The following is a 13,516-nucleotide window of genomic DNA, read 5'->3' on the forward strand; positions in this document are numbered from 1 at the left end:
TATTATTTAAATGCGCCCCGGCAAGCAGGTATATATTGACTTATTTTAAACTCCGGCCCGTTTCCGCCATCTTATTATAAAGCCGGTGTTTTTGGGGATGATGCTACTTTATTGAATTGGCGCTGTTATTGCGGTAACAAATGTACCGTCGTCTGCGTTATTACGTATTATAATAGTGATAAAGAACTAGGAATAAACAATTTAAATCTACTCCGTTGAATTTTACTTTCCCTATAAGCTGCTTGGCTTTCCTTTTTTCGCTTTTTGCAGGCGTTCAGGCCAGTGCACAGGTGCAGGTACAGGAAATCTATGATAACAAACCCCTGCAGTTTACCGAGAATAAAGGACAGTGGAACGGTGATTTCCTCTACAAAACCGATATGGGTGGCGGCGCCGCTTTCCTGAAACGCACAGGGTTTACATTCCTGCTGCAGGATAAACAACAACGATACGAACTGGCGGAAAAAATGCATGGTCATTCACATGGCGGTACAGATACTGTTTATGTGCCTCATCCCAGCTATCCCGGCCCGACAGCGCCAGGTGCTGCAAATGCACGTACCGGAAGTGATAGCGATAATGGTTCATCTCCGATGCCGGTTCCCGTCGTAAAAGGACACGCATATGAAGTGACCTTCCTGAATGCAGGAACTCCCGAAATTTCTGCGGAAAAGGCTGATGAAAGTTATTCTAATTACTTCATTGGCAATGACCCGTCTAAATGGAAGTCAAACGTAAAGTCTTATCAACTCGTTAACTATAAAGCATTATATCAAGGTATTGATATGCAGGTGTATTCAGAAGCGGGTGTCCTGAAGTATGACCTCATCGTGCAGCCCGGTGCTGATCCTTCCCAGATCCAACTGCAATATACCGGTGTGGATAAACTGGATATCAAAAAGGAACAGTTGATCATCACAACGTCTGTTGGTACAGTGACAGAACAAATGCCTTTTGCTTATCAGTACATTGATAACCAGCGTGTACCCGTAAAAGTGTCTTATGCACTGAGCGGATTGAAGCTGCGTTTCAAGGTATCAGGCAAATACGATAGTAATTATCCATTGATCATCGATCCTTCTTATATCTTTTCTACGGTATCCGGTTCACAGGCTGATAACTGGGGTTTTACTGCTACCTATGACGGCGCAGGTGCTTTCTATGGTGGAGGTATCGTGTTTAACGTAGGTTATCCCGTTACTCCGGGCGCCGTACAGAATACTTATGCTGAAGGCGGTTTTGATATAGGGATCAGTAAGTTCTCTCCGAATGGCCGTAACCTGGTCTATGCCACCTATCTGGGTGGCGGAGGAAAGGAACAGCCGCATAGCCTCTTTGTAGATGCTGCCGGCAACCTCGTGATCTCAGGGAGGACCACTTCCGGAAACTATCCCGGTCCTAATGGCGGTCAGCCGACAGTAGTTGGTAACCGCGGTGGATGGGATATTGCAGTGACCAAGATCAACGCTACTGGTTCCGCTATCATCGGTTCTATTATTGTGGCCAGCCCTGGTGATGATGGTGTGAATATCCGTGAAGACAGAACACTCGGAGCTTCAACATTGCTGCGCAACTATGGCGACGACGCCCGCAGTGAAGTAGTAATAGATAATTCAGGAGATATCTATGTAGCCAGCTGTACCCGTTCTGACAGGTTTCCTGTAACTCCCGGCGTATTCCAGGGAAGTTTCGGCGGTGCGCAGGATGGCGTATTACTGAAGATAAATCCGGATTGTAATGCCCTGCTCTGGGCCAGCTTTATTGGCGGAAGCAAAGAAGATGCAGCTTATGTGCTGGCACTTAACGGTGGCACATTGTACGTAGCCGGTGGTACTGCCAGTAATAACTTCCCTATAAGAGGTAATCCAATCTATGGAACATACAGAGGAGGTATATGTGATGGCTTCATTGCACATATCAGTGCAGATGGTGCTAGCCTGTTACAGAGCACCTACCTGGGCGCTAATACCGTAGCGGCAGATCAGGTGTATGGCATTCAGCTGGATTCCCGTGGTTTTGTGTATGTAATGGGAACAACTGAAGGTACCTGGCCAACGCAGCAGGCGCCTAATACAGGTAGCTTTTACAATAACAACTCGAAACAATTCATCTCAAAACTACAGCCCGACCTGTCGGCATTCGTATACTCCACAACGTTTGGTAAAGGTGCTTCTACACCAAGCATTTCACCGGTAGCGTTCCTGGTAGACCGTTGTGAAAATGTGTATGTATCCGGATGGGGCGGTGGTATCGATATAGACCTGCATTATCCGAATTCCAATACCTCCGGAATGCCGTTGAAAAATCCATTACAGCCGGGAAGCGACAGCCAGGATTTCTATTTCTTCGTATTGCAGCGTGATGCTACGGATATCCTGTTCGGTAGTTACTTTGGTGGTAATGGTACTTACGAACATGTGGATGGTGGAACCAGCCGTTTCGATCGTAATGGTGTGATCTATCAGGGTATATGTGCATGGTGTCCTAACAGCCGGTCAGGTTTCAGGCCGCGTTATCCGACTACGCCGGGTGCATATGCAACCACTGCTCCGCCTAACTGTAACCTGGGAGCTTTGAAGATCGCCTTTAACCTTGACGGTGTAAGAGCTGGTATCAAAACACTGGAAAGAAGAACTAACTATTGTGTACCTGCTACGATCACTTTCATTGATACAACACGCACGCCTGCACAAACCTGGACATGGAACTTTGGAGATGGCTCTGCGCCTGTAGTTGGTACGAGTGATACTGTTCAACATACTTACAATAATCCCGGTAACTACAGGGTGACATTGGTGAAGTGTGATCCTGCCAGTTGTAACAGTTGCGATACCGCCGAACTGGATCTGCGTATCCGTACTGACAGAGCAGTTTTCGATATGACTGCCGATCGTCTTCCGCCATGTGAGGAACTGAATTACGAGTTCCGTTTCTCAGCGCCAACTCCGCCACGGCCATTTACTGCTACTTCATTTGAATTGAACTTCGGGGATGGTACTGCGCCTGTTAAAGTGGGTCCTACCGATTTCCCATACACACATCGTTATCTGTCAGAAGGTGTTTACAATGCAACATTGACGCTGGTAGATACGAACTATTGTAACGCACCCGATATTGATACCGTTACATTGCGTGTAGCACAGAATGTGAGAGCACGCTTTGATGCGCCGGATAGTACCTGTGTACCTGCCACTATTGAATTTTTGAATACGACCAGTGGTGGTGAAACATTTACATGGGACTTCGGTGATGGCAGTCCCGAATCAAATGAAATAAGTCCGACACATACATATAACAATCCGGGCAGCTATACTGTATCATTACATGCAGTGGATAGCAGCACCTGTAACATAACAGACGATACTACGATGGTGATCACGGTATTCCCGCCACCAACGGCCGACTTTGATTATTCACCAACTAAGCCGGTAGAGAATACGCCTATCACGTTCACTAACCAGTCTTCACCGGATGCTGTTAACTTCCTGTGGGAATTCGGTGACGGAGAAGGTTCTACCTTGCCTAACCCGGTATATCAGTATAACAAGACCGGTGTATATGATGTATACCTTATATCCAGAAACAGCGCGGGTTGTCAGGATACGGCCCACAAGCAGGTGAGTGCTATCGTAATACCGCTGTTTGATATCCCATCCGCGTTCTCGCCGAACAGGGATGGTGTAAATGATGTATTCCTGGTAAAAGGATTTGGTATTGCCAAGTTTAATATGAAGATCTATAATCGCTGGGGTCAGATGGTTTTCGAAACAAATGATCCTTTATTAGGTTGGGACGGTAGCTTCAAAGGCGCTGTACAACCTATGGATGCCTATGCATTTGTGATCAACGTAGAGTTTAGTGACGGTACCACTGCTACCAAGAATGGAAGCGTAACCTTGTTAAGATGATGATATGAAGCAGATTTTTAAAAACATCGTAGGTTGTATAATGTTGTTAACCGCAGCATTGGAGGGGAGTGCACAGGACCTGCATTTCTCTCAGTACTTTAACTCTCCGCTTACTACAAACCCTGCTAACACAGGCTTCATACCGGATGGTAATTACCGTATCGGCATCAATTACCGCAACCAGTGGGCCAGTATTCCGGTACCATATAAAACGATGTCTGCCTTTGGCGATTTTCAATTGTTCCGCGACAGACTTGAATATGGTTGGTTAGGAATAGGAGGGGTGATATTAAGGGATGTGGCAGGCAGCGGCAACCTGACCTCCACCAAAGTATACGGGTCCATAGCTTATCACCAGCTGCTCGGCCAGAGCAGCCTGCTGTCACTGGGTTTCAATGTAGGATCTGCCAGTAAAAGAGTGGATGTAACGAAGCTGACGTTTGGAGACCAGTGGAACGGAAAATTCTTTGATGCCCAGGTACCTACTGCAGAACCTTTTAATCAAACGAAGATCTCCTACTTTGACATGCAGGTAGGGATGAACTACGCTTATTTTCCAACCGACAATATTTATATCAATGCCGGCCTTTCGGCGCAACACGTGAATCAGCCGCGGGAAACGTTCTATGAGGGAAATAACCAGATCGCACGCCGGTATATCGGTTTTCTGAATGCCAGTCTGAAGGTGAGTGATAAAGTGATACTGAACCCGTCTGCCTACTACGGACGGCAGGCGAATGCCACAGAAACGGTAATCGGGGGCAACCTCGCTTATAACCTTTCCGGTGACGGGGAAACACAGTTGTATGGCGGCGCCTATTACCGTATGAAAGATGCGGCTGTATTCCTGGTAGGTTATCAGCTGAAAACTGTGAAGATCATGTTTAGTTATGACGTGACTACATCCTCGCTGGCACAGTTCAATAATCGCCGTGGTGCATATGAGGTCGGAATTGTCTATACCGGCCTGTATCCTAACCGTAGTTTTTCAGGCGCCAAGAGGTCCGTATTTTGTCCTTCTTTTTAACAGGATGCTTTTTCCTATTTTTGTTACATGATCGATTTCGCGAAAGTAAATACCCGCCATCTCGAAGCTTTTCGTGAGATAGTAGGTGCAACATACGTCATAGTGGATACAGAAAGTCTGGACAACTATGCACATGATGAAACAGAAGATTTGCATTATCTCCCGGAGGTAGTGTTGAAACCGGATACTACTGAACAATTAAGCCGTATCATGCGTTTGTGTCAGCAGGAAGGGCTGCCCGTCACTCCCCGTGGCGGCGGTACCGGTCTGAGTGGCGGTGCGTTACCGCAATGGGGCGGTGTGCTGATCTCTATGGAACGTTTCAACCGTATCCTGGACCTGGACGAAAGGAACCTGCAGGTGACTACAGAACCCGGTGTGATCACGGAAGTATTGCAGGACGCTGTAAAAGAAAAAGGTTTATTCTATCCCCCCGACCCCAGCAGCAGAGGTTCCTGTTTTATCGGGGGTAATATTGCCGAGAACTCCGGAGGACCTAAAGCTGTTAAATATGGAGTGGTGAAAGATTATGTGCTGAACCTGGAAATGGTGCTTCCCTCCGGGGATGTGATCTGGACAGGGGCAAACGTACTGAAAAATGCCACCGGCTATAACCTGACGCAACTGGTAGTGGGCAGTGAAGGCACACTTGGCATTGTGACCAAGATCGTGCTTCGCCTGATACCACTGCCTAAGTTCAACCTGTTAATGCTGGTGCCTTTCCGGTCCGCTGAAAACGCCTGTGCAGCGGTAAGCGCTATCTTCCGTGCCGGATTTACGCCTTCCGCCATGGAGTTTATGGAACGGGATGCGCTGGATTGGGCAAGTAAGTATGTGGACAGCAGTACTGTCAAAATAGAAGATGATGTACAGGCGCACCTGCTGATAGAAGTGGACGGGAACTATACCGAAGTGCTGATGCAGGAAATGGAGGGAATTGCAGGAGTAGTGACTGAATTCGACTGTGGAGAGATCCTTTTTGCAGAAGATCATCAGCAGAAAGAAGAACTTTGGAAATTACGCCGCCGGGTAGCAGAAGCGGTAAAAGCCAATTCTGTTTACAAGGAAGAAGATACCGTAGTGCCACGTGCAGAACTGCCAGTGTTATTGAAAGGTGTAAAAGATATCGGACATAAATATGGTTTCCATTCAGTGTGTTACGGACATGCCGGCGATGGTAACCTGCATGTGAATATCATCCGTGGAGAGCTGACAGAAGAGCAATGGAACGGTACGCTGAAAGAAGGTATCCGAGAGATCTTCCTGCTGGTAAAACAGCTGGGAGGAACTATCAGCGGAGAACATGGTATAGGCCTGGTACAGAAAAGCTATATGGATGTGATATTTGATAATACTTCAATGCAGCTGATGCGGCAGATCAAACAGGTATTCGATCCATCCAATATATTGAACAGGGGAAAGATTTTTGATTGATGATAAACCACTTAAAAGGACAGTAATATGAAACGTTTATTGTTGTGTTTTTTACTGCTGATGGCTGTACAACTTGTACATGCACAGTATTATAAAACGGATACAAGCAGCAGGAAAGGATTTGACGCATCCCGCCTTATTTTAGGAGGCTCACTGGGACTGGCATTCGGAGATTACACCAATATCAACATATCCCCGCTGGTAGGGTATCGCATTTCGCAGCTGTTCGCTGCGGGGCTGGCCATTAATGCACAATATGGCTCTGAGCGTTTCCGCGATTATTATGGCAATACCGGTCAACGCAACCAGTACAGCATATTTGGTGGCGGTGTATGGGGCAGGGTATATCCACTGGATTTCCTGTTTATACATGTTCAGCCGGAGTATAACCATGTTAGCCTGAAAAGCACTTACTACGATACTGATCCTAAAACAATTGTCAAGGACAGCTATGGTGTATCAAGCTTACTGATGGGAGGTGGTTATACACAGCCTATCGGCGGCCGTGCAGCGTTCAGTATAATGGCTTTGTATGATGTGTTGCAGGACAGCAGGTCTCCTTATCAGAATGGCCTGATACTGCGTGTAGGCGCATCGCTGGGATTCTAGAAAGAAACTATCTATATAAGGGATCAGGCATTAAAGGACAATACATCCGTTAATGCCTGATCCCTTTCTGTTTCCCGGATGTATTGCGACAAGTTTCCCTGCCACCTGCGTGTTTATACAGTATGTTTTCCCGTTAACCCAACAGCATTGATTGTGAAACCTTAATTGTTGTTATCAAGTTAGGAATTCACAAAGATTATCTGTATTTTAAGTAAAAATTGACCCTCCTCCAATTAAGGTCAATAAGAGAGAAACTAAACCACGTTATATGAAAACACTGTACTGTTTACACTCCTGCTATTGCAGGCTGCAATTCTTACATTACTACTAACCTGGAAAGAAACAAAGCATTGAACGTTATACGTTATGGCCAGCTATGGATAAAAATTATGTGGTATGTCAAACAACGGCAACTACATGTTCATAACGTGTTAAATGTTAAGCGGGTTTCTTTCAAGTTACCTGCTTCTTTTAAATAACCATTTCCCTCATCAGCTCAGCAATGTTTCCGCAGTTGCCGCATCCGCCTACATTCAATCCGGGTGTTGGGAGACTGATCCGTGCTATAAATATCCAGCACTGTTACAATGCTGTCATATTCACGGCAGTTTTCAGTATTTTAGCCAATAATTGAACAAATAACTCTCAGATGAACGATCGTTTAATGCACTTGAAGGAGAGGGACTGGACAGAAACAAAAGCTCATTCCAGCTGGCAGATATTTAAGATCATGGCCGAGTTTGTGGATGGGTTTGAATCTCTCGCAAAAATGGGCCCCTGCATATCTATATTCGGTTCTGCACGTACAAAACCCGGAAGTAAGTATTATGAATTGGCGCATGATATCGCCAAACGCCTGGCGGATGAAGGTTTCGGCATCATTACAGGTGGTGGTCCGGGTGTAATGGAAGCTGCCAACCGAGGCGCGCAGGAAGTAAAGGGAAAATCTGTAGGAGTGAATATCTCATTGCCGCACGAACAGAACCCTAATCCATATATTGACCACGACAAAAACATGCACTTTGACTACTTCTTTGTACGTAAAGTGATGTTCACAAAATATTCCCAGGGCTTTGTCATGATGCCCGGAGGCTTTGGTACAATGGACGAATTTTTCGAAGTGGCCACCCTTATCCAAACCAAGAAGATGACGGAAACACCGATGGTGCTGGTAGGGAAGGAGTACTGGAGTGGGCTGCTGGACTGGATCCGGAGCACCATGATGGAGAAAGAAAGTAATATTTCTCCGGAGGACCTGGGCCTGTTAAAGCTGTTCGACACTGCCGATGAAGTGGTGGAATATTTCAGGGTATTCTACACAACAAACAAGCTGCGACCCAACTTCTAGGATTTATTGACATATTTTTGCAAAAATTATACAACATGGATATAATTCCTGCTGCTGTAGAAGCGTTTGCAGAAAAGTATACAAGTCCTGAAACAGACGTGTTGAAACGCTTACACCGTGAAACATATCTGAAGGTAGACCAGCCGCATATGTTAAGCGGCCACCTGCAGGGACAGTTCCTGAGCCTGGTGAGCCATATGCTCCAACCGGCAAAGGTACTGGAACTGGGGACTTATACCGGCTATTCAGCTATCTGCCTGGCACAGGGATTAAAGGAGGGTGGTATACTACATACTATCGATGTGAACGAGGAAAGAGAGGAAATGTGCCAGCGCTATTTTGCAGAAGCAGGATTATCCGGAAAAATAAAAATGCATATCGGTAAGGCCGCAAATGTAATAGCGCAGCTGGATGATATGTTTGACCTGGTATTTATCGATGCAGATAAAGCCGGCTATGAGCAATACTACGATCTGGTCTGGAGTAAGATACGTCCGGGAGGATTTATACTGGCGGATAATGTGCTCTTTCACGGAGAGACACTACTTGAACCATCAAAACAAAGCAACAATGCAAAAGCCATGATCAGTTTCTGCGAAAAAGTAGCGGCTGACGGCAGAGCGGAACAGTTATTGCTCACACTCAGAGATGGCTTATTGATCATCAGGAAGATCAGCTGATCCGCTTACACAAACCACACCCATTAAATTCAATACATGCAACTAAGGAGATCCGTTTTAGTGTGTAGCTTTTTGTTTGGCTGCATGCCATTGCTGAAAGCGCAAACGCAAATTCCGGTTACACAGCAGTATATCGCAAAGTATAAGGACATTGCTATTGCTGAAATGCAGCGCAGTGGAGTGCCTGCTTCTATCAAGCTGGCGCAGGGCATCCTGGAAACACAATCAGGTGGCAGCTGGCTTGTACAAAACTCTAACAACCACTTCGGCATAAAATGTAAGAACAACTGGACAGGCGAAAGTGTCAGGTATGACGATGATGCTCGCCAGGAGTGCTTCCGTAAATATCCTTCAGCTGCTGATTCCTACAAGGACCACTCAGACTTTCTGCGGAATAATCCCCGTTATGCTTTCCTCTTCCAATTCCAGGAAGAAGACTATAAATCGTGGGCCTATGGCCTCAAACAGGCAGGTTATGCTACCAGCAATACCTATCCGCAGCAGCTGATCAAACTCATCGAAGATTACAATCTGCAACAGTACACATTGGAAGGCGAGGGTGTAACCAAAGCAGGAACGGGCAATGCGAAGACCGGTGACGAAATAATAGTTTCCAAACCATCTAAAGCACCAACAGCTGCTCCTGGAAAATCAACAGGTATCACCAAAGCGAATGCTCCTAAAGGCAGTGTATTCCAGATCAATGACCGCAAGGTGATCCTGGTGCCTGCTGGTACATCGCTGATACAGATAGCCGACCAGCGTGATATCAAACTGCGTAATCTGGTTCATTACAATGACCTGGAGAATGATAATCCGCTGCCGAAAGAAACATTCATCTTCCTGCAGAAGAAAGCTAAATCAGGTAAGAACGATTACCATACAGTAGCCGCAGGCGAGACGATGTTCGACATCGCCCAGGCTGAAGGTATTCAGCTTCGCTGGCTGCGCCGCCGTAATAAAATGAAGGAAGGCCAGGAACCGGAAGTAGGAGAGCGGCTGGCATTGGCTGGTTATGCTAATAAAGCTCCGCGCCTTGCAAAGTACCCGCCTGCAGAAGATCCTACTGAAGGAGATCTGAACCCTGGACAGATCGTGGAAGATGTAAGAACAGAAATAGAAAGACAACAGGAACTGTCACAGCAGAATGCCGCACAACAGCAGCAACAACAACCTGCTGCACCTCAGAGTAATTTGCCTGCGGGTATGGTAGATGACCTGAAAAAGATCGGAGACGTGAAAACCACTGGTGGTGGCGCAGTACAGGGTACTCCCGCTTCATCAAAACCTGCTGCAACACAGCCGGCATCTTCTAAACCAGCTGCAACACAGCCATCAGGTTCGCAACCAGTATATTCTTCAAGGCCAGCTGATACAGCGCCTTCAGGTACAGAACCTGCACGGCCTGTTCAGTCAACACCTGCGTCAACGCAACCTGCATATTCTTCAAAACCTGCTACACAGCCAGCTGCACCAGTGTCTTCAACACCTGCATCTGAGCAACCTGCTGTACCGGTAGCAACATCTCCGGCGCAACCTGCAAGTGCGCCATCTCAGCCAGCAGCTACGCCTGCCGACAAAGGTGGCCCTATCAGGGATGGTAATTCACTGTATCATGAAGTACAGACGAAAGAAACATTGTATGGTATTGCCAAACGTTATAACGTAACGGTAGAACAGTTGCAGCAATGGAACCATCTGGAGAACTTTGATATCAAAATAGGACAACGGCTTTTGGTCGGTAAAATCTAATCACATTAATCGGAATCATATGTCTGTTATCCAGGTACATGACAAAAAGTTTGAGCCATATATCAGTGCTGATAAAATACAACAGCGCATCCAGGAACTGGCTACATCGATCAGCAATGACCTGAAAGGCGAAAAGCCTTTGTTCATCGCTATTCTCAATGGTTCCTTTATGTTTGCCGCAGATGTTTTTAAGTACCTCACCATTGAAGCGGAAATATCTTTCATCAAACTGGCTTCTTACAAAGGGATGAAATCTACCGGCAATGTAGTGCAGGCCATTGGCCTCGATGAAGACCTTTATGGGCGTACGGTTGTCATCCTGGAAGACATTGTGGATACCGGTAAAACACTGAGCCAGTTCCTGCCACAGCTGGAACACCAGCAGCCTAAAAAACTGATGATCGCTTCGCTGCTCACCAAACCGGAGGCATTACAACATCCTATTAAGATCGATTATCTGGGCTTCTCGGTTCCTAATAAATTCCTGTTGGGCTACGGTCTGGATTATGACGGTCTTGGACGGAACCTGCCTGAAATTTATAAACTGTGTGAATAATAATTTGTTTCCCCGGGCATTCATTATCACCCCGCGTTAGCACCCGGGGGGATTCATTATCACCCGGGGTTGTCACCCCGGGGCTACAAACAAGCGACTCCTAACGGAGTCGTACCGAAGCGATTTAATTCATCAACGCCGATCAACAAAACACAATAGGACTCCGTTAGGAGTCCCCTATTTGTAGCGCGGGGTGTCAACCCCGGGACAACGTCGGGAATATTGGAACCCCGAACGTCGTGAACGCGATAACCCCGGGGGAAACCCACGAACGTCGTAAAACATCCCCTCGGGAAATTTGTATCGATCGTCATCAACACCCGCTTCCAATCACATCCCCAACCCAATATTGTATCGATAAATCCTCGCGATCATAACCTAATCTCCTGCCAATTTTATTATATTTATGTATAACTGATGCAAAACTGATGCAAAGGCTCCTTATGCTGCTTGTCAGCTTAATTATCCTTGTACCTGGGAGAGCTCAGAAGATATGGATTTCAGGGGCAGTCGAAGATAGCATCTCTCACAATCCCCTGCCCGGAGTGATCGTCACAGTAAACCACGATACCGCAAAGGTTATTACGAACCAGTACGGACTTTTTCGCATTGCGGTGCCCTCTCAGGACGCGATATTATTATTCCAGCACAACGGATACTTCCCAAAAAGCTTGTCTGCGGGAGCATACAGCCGTATGCTTGTTCAGCTGAACAGCCGTGAAGAGATACAGGAGGATGTGGCTAAAAAGGCGAAAGCTATTGCCCGGGAGCGCTCTTCCAATGGCTCTAATCCAAATTACAGTAATTCCGGTATGGGTACCCGCGCTTTCTTTGATGAAACCTACGGGACATTATACGAGAACAAGTTTGTCGAAACCGGCATAAAGAACACTTCTCTGTTCGCTATAGATGTGGATAGAGCAGCTTACAGCAATATCCGGCGTTTTGTAAAGCTGAAAGAGAAGATCCCTGTCAATGCCGTACGCATAGAGGAGATGCTGAACTATTTCCATTACCATTATCCGCTGCCTCCTCCTGGTCAGACATTGGCCATTTACAGCAAATATGCTACCTGCCCGTGGGCAGACGAACATCGTTTGTTACAGATAGCCGTCCGCGGTAAGTCAGTGAACGTGGATAGCCTGCCTCCCAGCAATCTCGTTTTCCTGATAGACGTTTCCGGCTCTATGGCTACGCCGAATAAGCTACCCCTGTTACAAGCAGCTTTCCGGATACTGGTTAATAACCTGCGTAGCAATGATCATGTGGCTATCGTGGCGTATGCGGGTGCTCCGGGCATCATCCTGCCCAGTACGCCCGGCAATGAGAAGGTGAAGATCCTGAATGCAATTGACTATCTCAGTGCAGGTGGAGCTACGGCAGGAGAGGCGGCCATCAAGCTGGCTTATCAGATCGCGGAAGAGAATTTTATCAAGGACGGGAATAACCGGGTCATTATGGCAACCGATGGTGACTTCAACGTTGGGCAAACCAGTGATCATGACATGGAACAGCTGATCCTGGGAAAAAAGGAGACAGGGGTACTGTTAACCTGCCTCGGGTTTGGGATGAAGAACTATAAGGATTCCAAATTAGAGACTTTGTCCAGTAAAGGGAATGGCAATTTTGCCTATATCGATAACCTGGAAGAAGCCAATAAGATCTTCGCCAGGGAGTTTGGCAGCACCTTGTTTACAGTGGCCAAAGATATCCAGGCTGATGTGGTCTTTAACCCACGTACGGTGAAGTCTTACCGTTTGATAGGTTACGAGAATAAGGTGATCCAGGAAGAAGATACAGCCAGTGATAAGATTTCCGGAGGCATCATCGGAGCCGGGCATTGCGCCGTAGCGATGTATGAGATCGTTCCACAGGATGGAATGGCTGCGGCCGATAGTTCACTGGCTACTGTCAATTTAAGCTACCGGGAGGCCGTTGATACAACCATGAAGACCATCAGCTATACGGTATCGGGAGAACTCACCCTTTTCAAAGAAGCCTCCAACGATTTCCGGTTTGCCAGTGCAGTGGCCCTGATGGGCATGCTGCTCAGAAAGTCGGCCTACAAAGGCAATGGAACCTGTAATATGGTGATGGATATAGCAAAGCGATCACTGGGAGATGATCCCGGCGGTTACCGAAAGGAATTCATCGTCCTGCTGAAAGGATTGAAGAAGTCCGGTAAAATTGAAGATTGACCTG

Annotated in this window: 9 protein-coding genes; all 9 read left to right on the plus strand. The window is 46.8% G+C overall.

Translation table 11 applies throughout. From position 1 onward, the window contains the following. Nucleotides 1-242 precede the first annotated feature (242 nt). The gene (locus C7475_RS25360) at nucleotides 243-3,908 is read left to right on the plus strand and encodes a PKD domain-containing protein (protein WP_110056216.1); all 3,666 of its coding nucleotides are present in this window, start codon (nucleotides 243-245) and stop codon (nucleotides 3,906-3,908) included. Nucleotides 3,909-3,912: 4 nt separating this feature from the next. After that, nucleotides 3,913-4,935, plus strand: a complete 1,023-nt coding sequence (locus C7475_RS25365) for a PorP/SprF family type IX secretion system membrane protein (RefSeq protein WP_110056217.1) — start codon at nucleotides 3,913-3,915, stop codon at nucleotides 4,933-4,935. A gap of 27 nt (nucleotides 4,936-4,962) precedes the next feature. After that, the gene (locus C7475_RS25370) at nucleotides 4,963-6,369 is read left to right on the plus strand and encodes an FAD-binding oxidoreductase (protein ID WP_110056218.1); all 1,407 of its coding nucleotides are present in this window, start codon (nucleotides 4,963-4,965) and stop codon (nucleotides 6,367-6,369) included. Between the two features lie 27 nt (nucleotides 6,370-6,396). Next, nucleotides 6,397-6,978 (plus strand): hypothetical protein, encoded by a 582-nt coding sequence (locus C7475_RS25375; RefSeq protein ID WP_110056219.1) that lies wholly within the window; start codon nucleotides 6,397-6,399, stop codon nucleotides 6,976-6,978. Between the two features lie 649 nt (nucleotides 6,979-7,627). Then, complete coding sequence (locus tag C7475_RS25380; protein ID WP_110056220.1) at nucleotides 7,628-8,326, plus strand: TIGR00730 family Rossman fold protein; 699 nt, start codon at nucleotides 7,628-7,630, stop codon at nucleotides 8,324-8,326. 35 nt (nucleotides 8,327-8,361) lie between these two features. Next, nucleotides 8,362-9,006, plus strand: a complete 645-nt coding sequence (locus C7475_RS25385) for an O-methyltransferase (protein ID WP_110056221.1) — start codon at nucleotides 8,362-8,364, stop codon at nucleotides 9,004-9,006. A 36-nt stretch (nucleotides 9,007-9,042) separates the two neighbouring features. Then, entirely contained in the window at nucleotides 9,043-10,758 is a 1,716-nt protein-coding gene (locus C7475_RS25390) for a glucosaminidase domain-containing protein (RefSeq protein WP_110056222.1), read from the plus strand. Between the two features lie 19 nt (nucleotides 10,759-10,777). Continuing rightward, nucleotides 10,778-11,314 carry a hypoxanthine phosphoribosyltransferase gene (gene hpt / locus C7475_RS25395; protein ID WP_110056223.1) on the plus strand — a complete coding sequence of 179 codons (537 nt, stop codon included), beginning with the start codon at nucleotides 10,778-10,780 and terminating at the stop codon, nucleotides 11,312-11,314. 428 nt (nucleotides 11,315-11,742) lie between these two features. Beyond that, nucleotides 11,743-13,512: a von Willebrand factor type A domain-containing protein gene (locus C7475_RS25400; protein ID WP_110056224.1), complete on the plus strand. Its 1,770-nt coding sequence runs from the start codon at nucleotides 11,743-11,745 to the stop codon at nucleotides 13,510-13,512. Nucleotides 13,513-13,516: the final 4 nt, after the last annotated feature.

The organism is Chitinophaga sp. S165 (assembly GCF_003182155.1).
Taxonomy (GTDB): Bacteria; Bacteroidota; Bacteroidia; order Chitinophagales; family Chitinophagaceae; genus Chitinophaga.